We start from the raw sequence: 17,932 nt of genomic DNA, 5'->3' as shown, positions 1-17,932 counted from the left end.
GAACAGGCCACAAACGAATCATTCGAAGAAGCCTATCGGCAATATCGGCCGGCAATTCGCATACTTGGCGATGAAGGTGCATCCCATGAAGGTAGACGACTTGCTGCAATACATCTTCCTGAGAGCGATGGAGAGGCGGCATACGTTCAAAGGGAACTCGAGTTTGTTTACGTGGATTTTCAAGATCGCCCAGAACGTAATTAAAAACGAATATCGCAGCTCGTCCCGCAACAAGGAGCAGTCTGTAGACATGGAAACCTGCGCCGGTCATTCGATCGGACTCGATTACGCCAGGCATGTCGATATCCGTATCGATATCGGCTCTGCGCTGGAGAAGCTGGATGAGCGGGATCGGCATATGATCTCTTTACGTTTCTTTGTCGGATGCACGTTGGCGGAGATCGCCGTCATATCGGGCATGCGCGAAAGCTCGGTTAAGAACAGGCTGTATCGCGGGCTGCAGAAGCTCAGGAAAGAATTAAAAGAATGGGGGGACATCGCCGTGAGGACGATTCAAGATATGGTGGACATTGTAGACGCGAACGGCAATGCGGCTAACTCCGAGGAGATGGAGCACGTATATCGGGATTTGTTCGGCAAGCTGAAGGGCAGCGTGGAAGAACTTGTAAAGAAGTTTAAGCATCGGCCGTCGGAGAAGGTCGTGATCGAAATTTATCCCGATCTTCCGGCCTTCCATCAGGCCACGGGCGAGCCGGGCGCGCCGGATTGGTTCATGGGAACCTTTGAAGGCAACACTCTTAAGATCGTTTCGCCGCTCAATCCTGGACCGGCGCATTCTTACCATTCGATTCTTCAATCGACGGTCCACTTATACGCCATGTGGCTTGTAAAGGATATCAACGCGTCGGCTCCCAAGTGGATCTGCCAAGGCGTCGGTGGTTACGAATCCAAGCAGATGTCGCCAGATTTTATTATCGATAGCGTCAAGGATACCATTGTCCGGGGGATTGTGCCCACGTTTCGCGAACTCAATGAGGATTCGTTCCGCTTCGAGGAGATGAAGGGCTTTCAGTTCACCTATTTGATCGTGCAATTCATTGTGGATCGTTATGGGATGGATGCATTAAATCGTCTGGTTCGCGATGCGGAGCAATTCAACGAGGCTTTAGGATGCTCAGAGTCGGAACTGCATGGGCAATGGGTAACTCATTTGAAGAAAGCTGCATCTTAAAAAAGTATATATTAAAGAAGCTTCCATCCACAGAGCTATGGTATGGAAGCTTCTTGTTTACATACGGATAAGTATAAACCTCTCCATACCGGATCTATACTTCTCAGAATGAAATCCTCCGCGCCGCCAGAGGCGGCGACAGCCGATTCGCCTTTTTAATCCAATACGGCGCTAATATGCGCTCTGGTCACGGACCAATGGGAGGCCGTCCATACTTTGGCGCCTTTGTCGATATAGATGATTTGCGGCGATTCATGTTTCACGCCCGTATCCTCGGCGATCTTGTTCGATACGGGACGGGACTCAATCACTTTTACGAGTACGTAATCGATATCCTCGCGCGGCGTTCCATTTAAATATTGGCTGAATTCCTCGTGAGCATTGGCGCTAACAGGGCATGTCGTGCTGTGCTTGAAGACGACCAGCGGACGGTTGTCCGATTGCTGGAGAGCCTCCGACCATTGTTCTTGCGAAGTAATTTCCCGGTATGTCATCGTGGATTCGCTCCTTATATCTCATGAAGAATGAGTGATGTCGGCCTGGGGCCTGCCATTATTATACCGCTGTTGCGAAAACAATTCATCCGTGTTAATATGAATCCATTGAACGATTGACCAAAAATGAATTATGGTCATTTCGTCAAATTGCGAACGGAGGTGGGGGACGGTGATGGATCGGAAGCAATGGATCGTTGATGCGGCGGCCAAATCCTTCTCCTTGTTTGGCTATAAGGCGACGACGATGGATGGCGTGGCGAAGATCGCGAACGTAGGCAAGGGAACGATCTATACGTTCTTCTCGAACAAGGAGGAATTATTCGGCCATATCATGAACCGGATGATCGAGGAGATGAAGACGGTCGCGGAAGAGGCGATTGACGAACAGCTCCCGTTCTTCGACAATCTGTATAACGCCTTGGAGCGTCTGCTGGACTTCCGGGAGGAGCACGAGCTTGCTCTCAAGCTATCGCAAGAGGTGCGGGAGATCGGTACGCCGATGGCTGTCGATGCGCTTAACGTGATCGAGCGGGCTGTTGTCGGATATATAGCCGAGCGAGTGCGCACGGCGGTAGAGAAGGACGATATCCGGCCATGCGAGCCGGAGATGACCGCATTTGTCATGCTCAAGCTCTACATGGCGCTCGCAGTGGACTGGAAGAAGACGCACGATCCGCTTGGCAAGGATGAGGTGGCAAAGCAGCTTCGATTCTATTTGGAGGAAGGGTTAACCCGCAACTGAGACGCTTTGCATATACAGCTTGTTCATATAGGGGCAGTCCTCGCTGGCGTTAAGGTGAGTTGCCTTTTTTTGTGAGTAAAATTGACTGAATATCGAAAATGGTCATTTCGTATTATGAATGAGGAGTGAAAAGAAGATGAAATTTAAATGGGCAGGCTTCAAACAATTCGGAGCGGAAATTGGCGCCATCGCGCGAAATCCCAAGATATTAATACCAGTAGCGGGCGTGTTGACAATTCCCCTTATGTATACGGCGATGTTTCTCGGTGCATTCTGGGACCCGTACGGCAAACTGGAGGAGTTGCCGGTTGCAGTCGTTAATTCCGACAAAGGTATCGTTTTCGAAGGAGAAGAGATGCATATCGGGCAGGATTTCACGGAAGAACTAAAGGAGAACGGCAAGTTTGACTGGGCGTTCGTGAGCAAGGAAGAAGCGCTTCAAGGGATGAAGGACAAAGTGTATTACATGGCAATCGAAATTCCGGAAGATTTCTCGGAACGGACGACAACGCTGACCTCCGAGCATCCCGATCCCGCGAAGCTGATCTATTTGCGCAACGACAGTACGAATTTTTTGGCCGGCCAGATCGGCAATTCGGCGGTCGAGACTATGAAAAGCACGCTTAACAAGGAAGTGACGGAGGCGTATACGCGGACCGTGTTCGAGCAGCTTGAGGAAGCGGCGGACGGGATCGCGGCGGCAAGCGAAGGCGCAGGCAAACTTGCCGACGGCACAAGCGATGCAAGATCGGGTTCGGAGCTGCTCGCCGATAATCTGTCCAAGCTGGCCGGAGGTACAACGCAACTGCAAGATGGGGCGGCAAAGCTTGATGCTGCCGGTGGGAAGCTGCTTAACGGCAGCAAGGAACTGGCTGCCGGGGCGAGCGGGTTGGCAGGCGGGCTCGGCCAGATTGCTGATGCCGGCGGACAGCTTGCAGCAGGAGCGGACGAAGCGCACGCTGGCGCGGGACAGCTTGCGAAAGGACTAACTGACGCATCTGCCGGAGCGGATAAGCTGAGCGCCGGAGCGGCGGGGCTGGCTGATGGACTGGCGGGCTGGGCGGAAGCTCATCCGGAGCTGATGAAGGATGAGAATTACCAAGCGCTGCTCGCCGCCAGCCGGGTGCTTGCGGCCGGAACGGAGCAATCCGCTGCGGGACAGAAGGAACTGGCTGCGGGCGCAAGCGGGTTAAAGCAAGGGCTGGATAGCCTCGTTGCGGGCGCGGACACGCTGCATAAGAAGTTGGCAGAGGCTGAGGACGGGGCGAAAGGGTTGTCGACGGGCGCTACTGCTCTCGAAGGCGGAGCCGGCGAGCTGGCTGCTGGTTTGACTGAGCTAAACAGCTCCGTTCAGGAGTTGTCTTCCGGCACGAAGCAGCTGCAGGACGGTGCATCAAAGATGGCATCTGGGTTGCTGGAGTTGGAAGACGGCTCGCAGGAGCTGTCGACGAAGCTGAACGACGCTTCCTCCCAGACATCGGACTTATCCTTGTCCGATGAAAAGGCGAGCATGTTCGCCGAACCGATCCAGCTCGACGTGGAACGGCTGACCGACGTGCCGAACTACGGAACGGGACTTGCTCCATACTTCCTGTCTCTTGGACTGTATGTAGGCGCGCTGCTTATCACGATCGTGTATTCCGTTCGCGAGCCGGCCATCAAGCCGCAAAACGGATGGAGCTGGTTCTGGAGCAAGGCGCTGACGCTGATGGTCATCGGCGCGGCGCAGGCGCTAATCGTCGATTCCGTGTTGCTGTTCGTGCTGAAGCTTGAAGTGCAGAACGTAACGGACTTTATTCTATTCTCTATAGTGACGAGCATCACGTATATGATGATCATTCAATTTCTGGTAGCGACGATGGGCAATCCAGGCCGATTTATCGCGATCATCATTTTGATCTTGCAGCTCACGACTTCATCCGGCACATATCCCGTGGAGCTGATTCCGGGCTGGCTGCAGGCGGTCGCTCCTTGGCTGCCGATGACGTATTCCGTCGCGGGTTTCCGCGATGTCATTTCCAGCGGCTACGTCAGTCGCATGTGGACCGACGCCGGCGTGCTGGCGATCTTCGCGGCAACATTTGCGGCGTTGTCGTTCTCGTTTTTCACGATCCTTCGTCGTGTTGGGGAAAACGGAAGTGTGCCCGAATCTCGCGTGTCACAAGGGAAAACGGCATCTGTCTAAGCGCGGCGTGTTAGATAAGTGGAACCGGAAATCTCGGAAATGCAGCAAAACATTCCATAATCGTTTGTAGCGACTAAGGGGCTTGAAAAGGCAGTAAAGGGGCTGTTCATTGGAAACAGCCCTTTTTTTTGGTTTCTGCTTATCTCTGGTCGCTTATCGAGGCTTCGCTGTTGCTTGCAGATAGATCGGTTAATGGATCGTAAGGAGCGCCGGCTGTCGTTCCGACCAGAAGCGCGATATCCACCGCATTCTCTGGTAGCCCCCACGAGTTTCCAGAAAAAACGAACAAGGCCGCATCTACTACGAAACCGCGCGTATTGTAGACAACATTGGAAACGATATGCCCGGTCGAGTTCGGATTCAAATAAGCGGGCTGTCGAAGCGAATAAAATATGTTGTTCCGCACAATCAAATTCGTGACGTTGCCCTGCGTGAGGAAACCTCGATTGACCACCCAGCCGGTTGAAGGTCCTGCTTGGGGAGGACCAAAAATCACATTGTTCGTCAATCGGTGATTCGTTCCGGCGAGTTGAATAAACTCTACCGCGTACGGATTGTTGCTCGTAATCGTCATGCCGTCTATTGTTACGGCATTGCCCGTAACGAGAAACGCGATGACGCTGTTTTGCAGAGAAATGATCGTGTTTGGATACCCTTGGAGAATTACTCCTGTCTTATTAATGGTGATCGTTGCGGTAACTACGTAAGTGCCTCCAAGCACATGGACGGTTCCCGTTGGAGAAACGGCGGTCAATCCTTGCTGGATCGTTCCGAACGGGGCGGCTTGCGTACCGTTGCCGCCAACAGCGCCTGTCTGAACATAGACATCGAATGGATTCGGCTCTACCTCCCCCGTGGGTCCAGTCGGTCCGGTTGCGCCGTCCGAACCTGTTGGCCCAGTCGGTCCGGTCGCACCATCCGCGCCGGTGGGTCCAGTCGGTCCGGTTGCGCCGTCCGCTCCCGTTGGCCCGGTCGGTCCGTCGGGCGGTCCAGTCGGTCCCGTGGGACCCGTTGGTCCAGTAGCTCCCGTCGCACCGTCTACGCCAGTGGTTCCCGTAGGCCCCGTCGCGCCGTCTGGGCCCATGGCTCCCGTAGGTCCCGTCGCGCCGTCTGCGCCCGTGGCTCCCGTAGGTCCAGTCGGGCCATCTGCGCCCGTGGCTCCCGCGAGCCCCGTCGCGCCGTCTGGGCCCATGGCTCCCGTAGGTCCCGTCGCGCCGTCTGCGCCCGTGGCTCCCGTAGGTCCAGTCGGGCCATCTGCGCCCGTGGCTCCCGTAGGCCCCGTCGCGCCGTCTGCGCCAGTGGGTCCCGTAGGCCCCGTCGCGCCGTCTGCGCCCGTGGCTCCCGCGGGCCCCGTCGCGCCGTCCACGCCAGTGGTTCCCGTAGGCCCTGTCGCGCCGTCTGCGCCAGTGGGTCCCGTAGGCCCCGTCTCGCCGACTGCTCCCGTGACTCCCGTAGGTCCAGTCGGTCCATCTGCGCCAGTAGCTCCCGCGGACCCCGTCGCGCCGTCTGCGCCAGTGGTTCCCGTAGGCCCCGTAGGCCCCGTCGCGCCGTCTGCGCCCGTGGCTCCCGCGGGCCCCGTCGTGCCATTCACGCCAGTGGGTCCCGTCGGCCCTGTCGGCCCTGTCGCGCCGTCTGCGCCCGTGGCTCCCGCGAGCCCCGTCGCGCCGTCTGCGCCCGTGGCTCCCGTAGGTCCAGTCGGGCCATCTGCGCCCGTGGCTCCCGTAGGCCCCGTCGCGCCGTCCACGCCAGTGGTTCCCGTAGGCCCCGTCGCGCCGTCTGCGCCCGTGGCTCCCGTAGGTCCAGTCGGGCCATCTGCGCCAGTAGCTCCCGCGGACCCCGTCGCGCCGTCTGCGCCAGTGGGTCCCGTAGGCCCCGTCGCGCCGTCTGCGCCCGTGGCTCCCGCGGGCCCCGTCGTGCCGTTCACGCCAGTGGGTCCCGTAGGCCCTGTCGCGCCGTCTGCGCCTGTGGCTCCCGCGAGCCCCGTCGCGCCGTCCACGCCAGTGGGTCCCGTAGGCCCCGTCGCACCGTCTACGCCAGTGAGTCCCGTCGGTCCTGTCGGCCCCGTCGCGCCGTCTGGGCCCGTGGCTCCCGCGGGCCCCGTCGCGCCGTCCACGCCAGTGGGTCCAGTCGTCCCCGTCGCGCCATCTGCGCCCGTGGCTCCCGTAGGCCCTGTCGCGCCATCTGCGCCCGTGGCTCCCGCGGGCCCCGTCGCGCCGTCCGCACCGGTAGGTCCCGTTGGTCCTGTTGCGCCGTCCGCACCGGTAGGTCCCGTTGGTCCTGTTGCGCCATCTGCGCCAGTAGGTCCAGTCGTCCCCGTCTCGCCGTCCGCACCGGTAGGGCCTGTTGGTCCTGTCGCGCCGTCTGCACCAGTGGATCCAGTCGTCCCCGTCGCGCCATCCACGCCAGTAGGTCCCGTCGCCCCTGTCGCGCCATCTGCGCCAGTGGGTCCAGTCGGCCCTGTCGTACCGTCCGCTCCAGTCGTCCCCGTCGCGCCGTCCGCACCGGTAGGGCCTGTTGGTCCTGTCGCGCCGTCTGCACCAGTGGATCCAGTCGTCCCCGTCGCGCCATCTGCGCCAGTAGATCCCGTCGCCCCCGTCGCGCCATCTGCGCCAGTGGTTCCCGTCGCCCCCGTCGCGCCGTCCGCGCCAGTAGATCCACTCGTCCCCGTCGCGCCATCTGCGCCAGTGGTTCCCGTCGCCCCCGTCGCGCCGTCCGCACCGGTTGATCCCGTTGGTCCTGTAGCGCCGTCTGCGCCAGTGGGTCCCGTCGCCCCCGTCGCGCCATCTACGCCAGTAGGTCCCGTTGGTCCTGTAGCGCCATCTGCGCCAGTGGTTCCCGTAGCCCCCGTCGCGCCGTCTGCACCGGTAGGTCCCGTTGGTCCTGTGGCGCCGTCTGCGCCAGTAGATCCCGTCGCCCCAGTCCCACCGTCCGCACCGGTAGGTCCCGTTGGTCCTGTCGCGCCGTCTGCGCCAGTGGGTCCCGTCGCCCCCGTCGCGCCATCTACGCCAGTAGGTCCCGTTGGTCCTGTAGCGCCGTCTGCGCCCGTGGATCCAGTCGGCCCTATCGCGACATCCGCGCCAGTAGATCCTGTCGGCCCCGTCGCGCCATCTGCGCCAGTAGGTCCCGTTGGTCCTGCAGCGCCGTCTGCGCCCGTGGATCCAGTCGGCCCTGTTGCTCCGTCCGCACCGGAAGGTCCCGTTGATCCTGTAGCGCCGTCTGCGCCCGTGGATCCAGTCGGCCCCGTCGCGCCATCTGCGCCAGTAGGTCCCGTTGGTCCTGTAGCGCCGTCCGCACCAGTAGATCCCGTCACGCCGTCCGCTCCGGCAGATCCCGTCACCCCCGTCGGGCCAGTTGGACCGGCAGCACCGGTAGCTCCTGTCGAGCCGGGATCACCCTTTTTGCCTTTCTTGCCGCGACCCCCTTGTGGTCCCGTCGCCCCGGTAGCGCCCGTAGCGCCAGTAGGTCCGGTGGGGCCTGCCGGTCCCCGACAGCCGCATTTCCCTCTTAATAGCACCGCTCTTTTTTTGCTTTTTTTTGGGGGGCACTTCATTTTTTTAATCTTTTTATGCATAGTTGACACCTCCGCTTAGTCTAAAGTTATAATATTCTAGCAATCCCGGGTGGCATGGGTATCCCGGTAATTCGTTGGTCCGGGATCCAGGAGTGATTCTTCCTTCAGGCGTACTTTCGACGAGACTAATTTTCTCTAAGGGATAGCGAGACCTTTGGCGTGAAATAGTAAGTTTATCGATGGCGCTTCCTATGGATAGGTTATAGCCAGCCAAGTCGAGTTTTTACCACATAAAAAAGTTTGAGCTCTTTAAAGCGATGAAGCTTAAAGAAGATCATTCCTATTGGCGATAAAACCTACTCCTAAACGCGGTCGCTCATCCTCGAAAGGCTTCGATAAAGAGTTTTCTCATATTTTTATTGCCCTTTTGCCGCGAAGCTGTATAATCACATTGGCTCTATATTTTTGATTACATAGGCAATCTCTCAATCATGTACGATTCCATCATTCCAAAGGAGGGTGTCGCATGACCAGCATGCCGATTATCCGGTTCGACTCAGTAACGAAACAATATAGCGGATCCGACCCCGCGGTGCTCAAGGAAGTCAGCTTCGAGATCGAGCGGGGCAAATTCTATACGCTTCTGGGCCCGTCGGGCTGCGGCAAAACGACAATTCTCCGCCTCATCGCGGGTTTTACGGAGCCTACGAGCGGCAATATTACGTTTGATGGCAAGATCATTAACCGCGTTCCCGCCAACGAACGGCAGGTGAACACGGTGTTCCAGGATTACGCGCTGTTCCCGCATCTTAACGTGTTCGAGAACGTAGCGTTCGGGCTTCGCGTCAAGCGGATGAAAGGCGATGCCGTCACATCGAAGGTGAAGGAGGCGCTGAAGTTCGTCGGCCTCACAGGTTACGAGAACCGCGAAATTACCGAAATGTCGGGCGGTCAGCGCCAACGCGTCGCCATCGCAAGGGCAATCGTAAACGAGCCGCAAATTCTGCTGCTGGATGAACCCCTGTCGGCGCTCGACCTGAAGCTTCGTACCGAAATGCAATACGAGCTTCGCGAGCTGCAGCGCAGGCTGGGGATTACGTTTATTTTCGTCACGCATGATCAGGAGGAAGCGCTCGCGATGTCGGACGAGATCTTCGTCTTGAATGAAGGCACGATCCAGCAGTCCGGCACGCCGACGGACATTTACGATGAGCCGATCAATCGGTTCGTGGCCGACTTCATCGGGGAGTCGAACATTGTGAAGGGCCGCATGCTGCGCGACTTCGAGGTGGAATTCGCGGGTCGGTCGTTCGAATGCGTCGACCAGGGCTTGAACGACGGCGAAGCCGTCGATATCGTCATTCGCCCTGAGGATCTGGAGATCACTTCTCAGGATAACGGCAAGCTGCAGGTGCGCGTCGATACGCAGCTGTTCCGGGGCGTGCATTACGAGATCAGCACCTACGACGATGCCGGCAACGAGTGGCTGGTCCACTCCACGCGCAAGGCGACGGTAGGCGAACGGATCGGCCTGACCTTCGAACCGGAGGCGATCCACGTTATGCGTCTGGGCGAGACGGAGGAGGAGTTCGACAAACGGCTGGAGTCGTATGAGGACGACGAGCAGGGAGGGAGCGCCGACAAGAAGTTTGGGCAAGGAGCGCCACCAGCCCCGGCAAGCCAGTCTGCTGCCGGTATGAAGCAGGACAATCGAAGTGGAGAAGGCGGGGCTGGTCGTCATGGAAGCTAGAGCGCGCAATTTTTATCTTGTTCCCTACCTGCTCTGGATCGTTCTGTTCGTCGTCGCGCCGATCTTGCTCATCGTGTATTACTCCTTTTTTAATGTGGAGGGCGAGTTCACGTTTGACAACTACCAGAAGTTTTTTACGCCAGTATATCTGAAAATGACGCTCAGCTCATTCTGGTACGCTTTCCTCATCACGTTTTTTTCGCTGCTGGTCGCATACCCGACGGCTTATCTGCTGACGCGGACGAAGCACAAAGGGTTATGGCTGCTGCTTATCATACTGCCGAGCTGGATTAACCTGCTGCTCAAGGCGTACGCCTTCATCGGCCTGTTCGGCACCTACGGTTTTGTCAACGCCGTGCTGGAGTTGACCGGGATCGGTACGAAGCAGTTGTTGTTTACGGACTTCAGCTTTGTGTTTGTGTCGGTGTATATTTTTATTCCGTTTATGGTGCTGCCTATCTTTAATGCCCTGGAGAAAATGAACCCTACTCTCGTCTACGCGGCGCGCGATCTCGGAGCTTCGGCATGGACGACGTTCCGCCGGGTCATCTTCCCGCTGACGCTGGACGGCGTCAAGGCGGGCTGCATGGCCGTCTTCATTCCGGCGTTGTCATTGTTTATGATTACGCGCCTCATCGCGGGCAACCGCGTTATTACGCTCGGTACGGCGATCGAGCAGCATTTTCTCGTGACGCAGGATTGGGGCATGGGGGCGACGATCGCGGTTTTCCTCATCATTGCCATGGCGCTCTTGATGCTGCTAACCGGCAACAGAAAGCGAGGGCTGATCGACATTGCGAAAAAATAGCTGGAAGCTCTCCAACCTGTACCTGATCGTCGTGTTCGCCATCTTGTACGCGCCGATCTTCTACCTGATGTTTTATTCGTTTAACAGCGGCGGTTCCATGCGGGAGTTTGAAGGCTTTACTTGGGAATTCTACGGGGAAGTGTTCCAGGACACGCGATTGCTCATCATCGTGCTCAATACATTTATCATCGCGCTGCTGTCCTCGGCAATCTCGACAATCATTGGCGTGTTCGGAGCCATTGCCATTCATTACATCCGCAGCAACCGGCCCAAAGGAACGCTGCTCACGCTCAACAACGTGTTGATCGTCAGCCCGGACGTCATTATCGGGGCGAGCTTCCTCATTCTGTTTACGATTGCGGGCATCCAGCTCGGCTTCGTGTCGGTGTTGCTGTCGCATATCGCGTTCAGCATTCCGATCGTCGTCATCATGGTGCTGCCGAAGCTGCAAGAGATGAGCGGCACGCTGCTCGACGCGGCGCGCGATCTTGGCGCGAGCTCCTGGGAGGTGCTGACGCGCGTTATTTTGCCGTATATCAAACCGGGCATATTCGCCGGATTTTTTATGGCGTTAACTTATTCGCTCGACGACTTCGCGGTCACGTTTTTCGTGACGGGGAACGGCTTCTCGACGTTGTCGGTCGAGATCTACTCGCGGGCACGCCAAGGCGTGTCGCTGTCGATCAATGCCTTGTCGACGCTGATCTTCCTGTTCACGATTCTGCTGGTTATCGGCTACTACTTCATTAATCGCCGGAGCGGTCGTCCGGCTGGAAGGGAGGAGCGGGCATGAGCGGTTTAGTGCGCACGTTCCTGCTGGTATTCATCGTGGCGTTCGGACTGATGTACGCGGTGGCTGCGTTGAATTCAAGCGAAGGCTACTCCGGAGGCAATACGCTGACGATCTACAACTGGGGAGACTATATCGACCCTGAACTGATCAAGCAGTTCGAGAAGGAGAGCGGCATCAAGGTCATCTACCAGACGTTCGATTCCAACGAAGCGATGATGACCAAGATCAAACAAGGCGGCACCACGTTCGACGTGGCCGTCCCTTCGGAATACGCCATCAGCAAAATGAAAGAAGACGACCTGCTGCTCAAAATCGACCATGCCAAGCTGCCGAATCTTAAGCATATCGATCCCGATTTCATGAATCTGTCGTTCGACCCGGACAATGCTTATTCCGTGCCGTACTTCTGGGGGACGGTCGGCATTATCTACAACCCTAACATGGTGGGCGACCTGACCTTCGAAAGCTGGGACGACCTGTGGGACGAAAGCCTGCGCAACAATATCTTCCTGCTGGACGGCGCGCGCGAGGTGATGGGGATGGGGCTTAACAGCCTCGGCTATTCGCTGAACGATACGAACGAGGAGCATCTGCAAGAGGCTCTCGCGAAGTTGTCGGAGCTGACTCCGAACGTGAAGGCGATCGTCGGCGACGAGATCAAGATGCTGATCGCGAACGAGGAGGCCGCAGCCGGCCTTGTCTGGTCGGGCGACGCCTCGGAGATCATGGACGAGAACGAGGACCTCGATTACGTCGTACCGCGGGAGGGATCCAACCTTTGGTTCGACAACATGGTCATACCGAAGACGGCAAGCAACCTGGAGGGTGCGCACGCGTTCATCAACTTTATGCTTGACCCCGAAGTGGCGGCGCAAAACACGGAATACGTCGGCTACTCGACTCCGAACAAGGAGGCGTTGGCGCTGCTGCCGGAGGATATCTCGGGTGACGAGCGTTTCTACCCGGACAAGGAGTTGACGGACCGCCTCGAGGTGTATGACAACCTCGGCCCGCGCATGTTGTCCCACTACAACGAGCTGTTTCTGGAGTTCAAGATGCATCGGAAGTAGCGAGCCATTGTTATATGGTTGCGCAGCTTCATGTTTTGTGGCAAAGTAAATTCCATAGCGTTGCCGGAGGCAAAGAATGCCCCGTTTCCTTGGATCAAGGAGACGGGGCTTTTTTCGTGAATTTTGCAGCAGGACCAGCGTGCTTGAATCAAATCACGAGTAGCCTCTACTAGCATGCTAAATAACCTGAAAGGTTGGCGATGAATGTGGTTGCGGGTTTTTCTTATGAACATGAGAAGTGGATCTCGTATCATTTGAAGCGTAGAAAAGGAGAACGGCTGGACGCATTAAAACGTGGGCACGGCTTTGGAAACAAAATATTTGTTGAGCAGGTTTGGTGGCCGCTTGCGGGTCATTTTCATGGGCTCCATCCGGAGTATGAGGTGAAGGATGGGCGTGGCAAATCCTATTTTTTGGATTTCATGTGGTTGGCCGGCGATGCGCGAATCGTGTTTGAAATTATGGATTACGGTTCGCATGGCACGGATCGTACCAAGTATAGGCTGGATTTGAACAGGGAATTGTTTTTGCAATCGCAGGATTGCAGGGTATATAGCATTGCTCTGGATGAGCTAAAGGAGAATCCTTCCTTTATCTTGTCCATGCTGAGGCATATTCTGACTCCGTATTTGGCTGCAATGAATGGGAGCACGGGGACGGTCGAGAGACAGTATGACAGAATGGAGCGCGAGCTCATGCGCATAGCGATACGTCACAATAGATTGATCCGCCCGAAGGAGGCAGCCAGGCAACTTGAACTTCACAACATGACAGTCATCAAATATTGCCGCAGATTAGTCGAAAAGGGCAAGTTCAGAGCCGTGACGAGAGGAGAATCGCAACGGGTGATGTACTACGAGTATATCGGCACTATGCAAAGCCCGGACTTGATATAAATTTGGAGCAGTGGAGCAGGCATGTGGGGAGAACCTGCGAGAGGGCATTGACATATCAGAGGCTGCTTCGTGGCTGTAATCGGCGATGACTCATTCCTATACACATACCGGACGTGATCGATTGCAGTGTGGTCGGCGCATTGTGTATGAAATTTCATACTGATCGGGCGTGATTGCAGTGTGGCCAGCGCATTGTGTATGAAATTTCATACTGATCCAGCGTAAATGTAGTGTGGCCGACGAATTGTGTATGAAATTTCAAACTGATCCGGTGTAAATGCAGTGTGTCCGGCGCATTGTGTATGAAATTTCATACTGATCCGACGTAACAGCAGTATGGTCGGTGCATTGTGTGTATCCCCATGTGGATACCACTGGGGCGGGACTACTCATACCCACTATCCCCAGTTGCTCTGTGTATACATCCCTATCCATATGACGGATCCCCAGTTACTCTGTGTATACATCCCTGTTCCTGTGACTGATCCCCAGCGCATCAGCCTCGACCTGTGGATGAATCGCATTGTGGATGAATCCCACAAAGCAAGTTGCCCACACTCCCTGGTTGCACCACTGTGGATCTATTTACTCCATCTTTACTACGTAACAATGTTATGTTACGATGATTATCGTGATAAGGAGGTGCGTGCGTGGAGAGGGAGCTTATATCGAAGAAGGAGCTGCTGGACGCGACAGGCATATCGTACGGGCAGCTGTATCGTTGGAAACGGAAGGGGCTCATTCCAGAGGAATGGTTTATTCGGAAGGCCGTGTTTACGGGCCAGGAGACGTTTTTCCCAAAGGAGCTTATATTGGCTCGCATTGATAAAGTGCTAAATCTGAAGGACGACTTGTCTCTCGACGAGCTTGCGAGCAGGTTAGTGAACGGTCCTATTGATGCAGAGCTCGGTAAGGATGGTATGATTGAACGTAACATTGTTTCGTTGATATCGGCTCAACGTTATATGAACCGGGACGAGGCGGGAACAATGTATCCGTTCGACCGGATGCTGAAGTTATTCACTGTGGATATGTTGCTTCGAGCAGGAGAGATGGGCTTGGAGGAAGGAGATGTTTTGCTGGCTGCGCTTGAGGAGCATTATCCCAAGTTTAACGGTGAGCCATGCGATTTGGTGTTTACCCGTAAGATGGGCATGGCGTCGTTCGTTCTGGTAACGGCAACGTCCGCATTGTATTTTGACGAAGGGGTTAAGATGGTGCGGAGGTTAAGCATGCAGGAGGCGGCGGAGCAACTGAAGAGCAAACTGCAATAAGAGAAGGAGGCGAATGCATGGAGACGAAGAACCTCGAGACGAAGGACTTCGAGCGCAGGGGCGAGTTGCCGAATTTGACGATGAGCGGATTTGGCAAGGCGAGCGGAGGCGAATATGGGAATGTACAGATTGACGGCGTCACTAAGGTAGCAGGCCATCTAAGCGCTTTGTACGGCATCCGTTCCAGCGGTGTTACGACGATCGAAGGCAACGTCTATACCCCCGAGTTGCGAAGCGAAGGCAAGTTGTCCGTGGAAGGAGCGCTTATAGCCAGAACAACGTTGCTCGATGGCATGTGCAAGGTTGGTGGACGGATCGAAGCCGATAGCGTGAAGCTCGACGGCATGTTGACGGCAGGCGGAGACATCGAAGCCGAGACGTTTATCGGCAGAGGCGTCGTGAAGTCGGAAGGGCTGCTAAACGCAGGGACGATCGAGCTGGGACTTGCGCACAAGGCGAGCAAAATACGAGAGATCGGCGGTGAGACCGTCATCGTCAGCAGACTTGGCGGCAGCGGTTGGGGCTGGCTTTGGAGTTGGGCGATGCCAAGCGCCGAATCCAGGCTGGACGCCGAAGTCATCGAAGGCGATATCGTTCGGCTGGAGTACACGCATGCGGCGGTCGTGCGAGGAGGACAGATTGTCATCGGCAAGGGCTGCAGAATCGGCAAGGCCGAATTCAAGACACGATTGACGGTTCACCCCGACAGCATCGTCGAGAAGGAGGAGAAACTCGGTGAATGAGCATGTTCAGGATTTGAGACTTGTCGGCACTTCCGAAATGGCCGGAGGAATATTCGGAAAGATCCGCATTACAGGTGACGCCAAGCTGATGGGGCATGTTGCTTGCAGCCAGCTGTCATTGACGGGGACGGCCAAGTTGCAAGGGGATCTGAAAGCCGGCAGGCTGAAGTTTACGGGCGAATTGCAGGTGGACGGCTCGTTAAGAGGCGGGATACTCGGAGGAATGGGAGAGCTTCGGACTGTGACCGGCATCAGGGGCGAGGAGATTGTCCTGTCGGGAATGCTTCATTCCGGCGGCCCGATCGAAGCGGAGAAGCTGGATATTCGGGGCGCCGTCGAGACGGCAAGCGTCGTTAACGCCGAGCGTACGACCATTCGATTATACGGGCCCTCCCAAGTGGGGGAGATTGTGGGCGGCACCATTGTCGTGCGCAGGAGCAGAGGGTTGGGCCTTAAAAGCTTGGTGCAGCCATCTGTCGAAACGAGGCTTTCTGCTGCTTTAATCGAAGGGGATAAGGTGTATATCGAATATACGCGCGCGGATTTGGTAAGAGGCAATACAGTCAAGGTAGGACCTGGCTGCGAGATTGGCAGAATCGAATACCGGCAAAGCTTCGAGGCGCACGCGAAGTCGAAGACGGGACCGGCCGAAAGGTTATAAAAGCATGATAACGATGGATACAATAGGAAGTGCGAGTTTCGTCAATCATCCCTCATTTGAATAAAGAAAGGTTGCGTGAAGCGTGACTGCAACGGTAAAAAACAAAAATCTCGGCATCGTTATCGCCGGCCTCCTGCTCGGCATCCTTATGGCTTCGATGGACAATACGATCGTCGCCACGGCGATGGGCAACATCGTCGGCGAGCTAGGCGGGCTGGACAAATTCGTATGGGTAACCTCCGCCTACATGATTGCCGAAATGGCGGGCATGCCGATCTTCGGCAAGTTATCCGATATGTATGGACGGAAGCGGTTTTTCGTCTTCGGCATTATCGTCTTCATGATCGGCTCCGCTTTATGCGGCACGGCTTCTTCGATTGAGGAGCTGGCATTGTTCCGCGCCGTGCAAGGCATCGGGGCAGGCGCAATGGTGCCGACTTCGTTCACGATTATGTTCGATGCGGTGCCGCTTGAATCCCGCGGCAAGCTGGGAGGCCTGTTCGGAGCCGTGTTCGGCATGTCGAGCATTTTCGGGCCGCTCTTGGGCGCCTATATTACGGATCATATCGCGTGGGAGTGGGTGTTCTACATCAACCTGCCGCTTGGACTTCTGTCCCTCTGCATGATCGCGTTTTTCTACAAGGAATCGCTGGAGCATTCCAAACAACCGATCGACTGGACGGGTGCCGTTACCCTGATCGGTTCCGTCGTGGCTCTTATGTTCGCGCTGGAGCTGGGCGGCAAAACCTTTGCATGGGACTCGTGGCAAATTATCGGCATGTTTGCGGCATGCGTGCTGTTGCTGATCGTGTTCCTGTATGTGGAGACGAAGGCCAAGGAGCCTATCATCTCGTATTCGCTGTTCCGGAATCGTCTGTATTCGACAAGCATTATCGTCGCGTTTTTCAGCGGGGCGGCCTTCATCGTGGCATCGGTCTATATCCCGATCTTCATACAGGGCGTGCTCGGCGGAACGGCGACGAACTCAGGGCTCGTGCTGCTGCCTATGATGCTCGGCTCCGTCGTGACGGCTACGCTCGGAGGCGTGCTCATGACGAAAATACCGTATCGAAACGTCATGGTCTCTACGCTGATCCTGCTTGTCACAGGCACGGTGCTCGTCACGACGCTGTCTCCGGAGTCAGGCAAGCTGCAGGTGACGCTGTACATGATTCTGCTCGGTCTGGGCATTGGCGCTTCGTTCTCGGTGCTCAGCAATGCGGCCATTCATGGCGTCTCCATTCGTCAGCGCGGCACGGCGAGCTCTACCCTCAACTTCATCCGTTCGCTGGGGATGACCGTAGGCATTACCGTATTCGGTATTCTTCAGAGCAACTACTTCTCCAGCCGATTGAATGAAGCATTTGGCGGCGCCACGGGCGGTCCTGCCGTCGGCGGCGATCCCAGGGAACTGCTGGCCCCGGAGAAACGAGCCGAGATGCCGACCGAGGTGCTGGATACGATTGTGTCCGCTCTCTCCTCGTCGATTACGTTAACGTTCGCCATCGCGATTGTTCCGGCTGCTCTGGCGCTGCTTGGGTCGTTCTTTATGGGCAGAAGCAAGCTAGATCCTTCGGCGGTAGCGGAGGGCGATCGCGCCCATTCCGGAGGCCACTAACGCATCGGGGAATACATGCTGCAACCAGTCCGCCATTGGCGGCGTGCGGGCCTTCGGGGCTTGCTCGTCGTCAAGGGCGGACTTTTACGTTGTATTAGGAATGGATGCGACTCTAATACTTGCGGGCATATAATAAGGGAGCTTCACAATACAAGCTAATGGTGACTTAACGCTTTTGGGGTCTTCGCATTA

The 17,932-nt window shown here is 56.4% G+C and carries 14 protein-coding genes; 12 read left to right on the top strand and 2 right to left on the bottom strand.

The genetic code is table 11. The annotated features are described in order from the left end of the window. Nucleotides 1–85 precede the first annotated feature (85 nt). A complete protein-coding gene (locus KJW29_RS22530; protein WP_246608337.1) occupies nucleotides 86–1,192 on the top strand; it encodes an RNA polymerase sigma factor in 1,107 nt (368 codons plus the stop codon). Nucleotides 1,193–1,347: 155 nt separating this feature from the next. Here KJW29_RS22530 and ytxJ read toward each other — a convergent pair whose 3' ends face one another. Then, nucleotides 1,348–1,686, bottom strand: coding sequence for a bacillithiol system redox-active protein YtxJ (gene ytxJ, locus KJW29_RS22525; protein WP_214626285.1), 339 nt, complete (start codon nucleotides 1,684–1,686; stop codon nucleotides 1,348–1,350). A gap of 175 nt (nucleotides 1,687–1,861) precedes the next feature. Between ytxJ and KJW29_RS22520 the strand changes: the two genes are divergently transcribed. Together KJW29_RS22520 and KJW29_RS22515 are read left to right on the top strand one after the other, a co-directional pair. Then, nucleotides 1,862–2,431 (top strand): TetR/AcrR family transcriptional regulator, encoded by a 570-nt coding sequence (locus KJW29_RS22520; protein WP_214631270.1) that lies wholly within the window; start codon nucleotides 1,862–1,864, stop codon nucleotides 2,429–2,431. A gap of 136 nt (nucleotides 2,432–2,567) precedes the next feature. Continuing rightward, nucleotides 2,568–4,616, top strand: coding sequence for a YhgE/Pip domain-containing protein (locus KJW29_RS22515; RefSeq protein WP_214626284.1), 2,049 nt, complete (start codon nucleotides 2,568–2,570; stop codon nucleotides 4,614–4,616). Between the two features lie 139 nt (nucleotides 4,617–4,755). Here the strand turns inward: KJW29_RS22515 and KJW29_RS36230 are convergent, their stop codons facing one another. Then, nucleotides 4,756–8,187, bottom strand: coding sequence for a collagen-like protein (locus KJW29_RS36230; RefSeq protein ID WP_281426279.1), 3,432 nt, complete (start codon nucleotides 8,185–8,187; stop codon nucleotides 4,756–4,758). 466 nt (nucleotides 8,188–8,653) lie between these two features. On the opposite strand from KJW29_RS36230, the gene KJW29_RS22500 reads away from it, so the two are divergent. The 9 genes from KJW29_RS22500 (at nucleotide 8,654) to KJW29_RS22460 (ending at nucleotide 17,740) form a co-directional block, all read left to right on the top strand. Next, nucleotides 8,654–9,877 carry an ABC transporter ATP-binding protein gene (locus tag KJW29_RS22500; RefSeq protein WP_214626283.1) on the top strand — a complete coding sequence of 408 codons (1,224 nt, stop codon included), beginning with the start codon at nucleotides 8,654–8,656 and terminating at the stop codon, nucleotides 9,875–9,877. Continuing rightward, nucleotides 9,867–10,685: an ABC transporter permease gene (locus tag KJW29_RS22495; protein WP_214626282.1), complete on the top strand. Its 819-nt coding sequence runs from the start codon at nucleotides 9,867–9,869 to the stop codon at nucleotides 10,683–10,685. Before KJW29_RS22500 ends, KJW29_RS22495 begins: the two co-directional genes overlap by 11 nt. Continuing rightward, a complete protein-coding gene (locus tag KJW29_RS22490) occupies nucleotides 10,672–11,478 on the top strand; it encodes an ABC transporter permease (protein WP_214626281.1) in 807 nt (268 codons plus the stop codon). The genes KJW29_RS22495 and KJW29_RS22490 overlap by 14 nt, the downstream gene beginning before the upstream one ends. Further along, entirely contained in the window at nucleotides 11,475–12,548 is a 1,074-nt protein-coding gene (locus KJW29_RS22485; RefSeq protein WP_214626280.1) for an ABC transporter substrate-binding protein, read from the top strand. The genes KJW29_RS22490 and KJW29_RS22485 overlap by 4 nt, the downstream gene beginning before the upstream one ends. Before the next feature lie 254 nt (nucleotides 12,549–12,802). Beyond that, nucleotides 12,803–13,444, top strand: coding sequence for a hypothetical protein (locus tag KJW29_RS22480; RefSeq protein ID WP_246608336.1), 642 nt, complete (start codon nucleotides 12,803–12,805; stop codon nucleotides 13,442–13,444). Nucleotides 13,445–14,094: 650 nt separating this feature from the next. After that, nucleotides 14,095–14,718 carry a YhbD family protein gene (locus KJW29_RS22475; RefSeq protein WP_214626278.1) on the top strand — a complete coding sequence of 208 codons (624 nt, stop codon included), beginning with the start codon at nucleotides 14,095–14,097 and terminating at the stop codon, nucleotides 14,716–14,718. A gap of 17 nt (nucleotides 14,719–14,735) precedes the next feature. Next, a complete protein-coding gene (locus KJW29_RS22470) occupies nucleotides 14,736–15,461 on the top strand; it encodes a hypothetical protein (protein WP_214626277.1) in 726 nt (241 codons plus the stop codon). Next, nucleotides 15,454–16,122 carry a hypothetical protein gene (locus KJW29_RS22465; RefSeq protein ID WP_214626276.1) on the top strand — a complete coding sequence of 223 codons (669 nt, stop codon included), beginning with the start codon at nucleotides 15,454–15,456 and terminating at the stop codon, nucleotides 16,120–16,122. The genes KJW29_RS22470 and KJW29_RS22465 overlap by 8 nt, the downstream gene beginning before the upstream one ends. A gap of 82 nt (nucleotides 16,123–16,204) precedes the next feature. Continuing rightward, nucleotides 16,205–17,740 carry an MFS transporter gene (locus tag KJW29_RS22460; protein ID WP_281426278.1) on the top strand — a complete coding sequence of 512 codons (1,536 nt, stop codon included), beginning with the start codon at nucleotides 16,205–16,207 and terminating at the stop codon, nucleotides 17,738–17,740. The last annotated feature ends 192 nt before the right edge of the window (nucleotides 17,741–17,932 follow it).

The sequence above is a fragment of the Paenibacillus agaridevorans genome (assembly GCF_018604145.1).
Classification (GTDB): Bacteria; Bacillota; Bacilli; order Paenibacillales; family Paenibacillaceae; genus Pristimantibacillus; species Pristimantibacillus agaridevorans.
This window is presented reverse-complemented; position numbering and strand designations above follow the sequence as displayed.

What these genes read in the sequence shown, in the direction of transcription:
- KJW29_RS22485 (WP_214626280.1), top strand. Translation starts at nt 11,475, where the DNA reads ATGAGCGGTTTAGTGCGCACGTTCCTGCTGGTATTCATCGTGGCGTTC.
- KJW29_RS22530 (WP_246608337.1), top strand. Translation starts at nt 86, where the DNA reads ATGAAGGTAGACGACTTGCTGCAATACATCTTCCTGAGAGCGATGGAG.
- ytxJ (WP_214626285.1), bottom strand. Translation starts at nt 1,686, where the DNA reads ATGACATACCGGGAAATTACTTCGCAAGAACAATGGTCGGAGGCTCTC.
- KJW29_RS22500 (WP_214626283.1), top strand. Translation starts at nt 8,654, where the DNA reads ATGACCAGCATGCCGATTATCCGGTTCGACTCAGTAACGAAACAATAT.
- KJW29_RS22515 (WP_214626284.1), top strand. Translation starts at nt 2,568, where the DNA reads ATGAAATTTAAATGGGCAGGCTTCAAACAATTCGGAGCGGAAATTGGC.
- KJW29_RS22495 (WP_214626282.1), top strand. Translation starts at nt 9,867, where the DNA reads ATGGAAGCTAGAGCGCGCAATTTTTATCTTGTTCCCTACCTGCTCTGG.
- KJW29_RS36230 (WP_281426279.1), bottom strand. Translation starts at nt 8,187, where the DNA reads ATGCATAAAAAGATTAAAAAAATGAAGTGCCCCCCAAAAAAAAGCAAA.
- KJW29_RS22520 (WP_214631270.1), top strand. Translation starts at nt 1,862, where the DNA reads ATGGATCGGAAGCAATGGATCGTTGATGCGGCGGCCAAATCCTTCTCC.
- KJW29_RS22470 (WP_214626277.1), top strand. Translation starts at nt 14,736, where the DNA reads ATGGAGACGAAGAACCTCGAGACGAAGGACTTCGAGCGCAGGGGCGAG.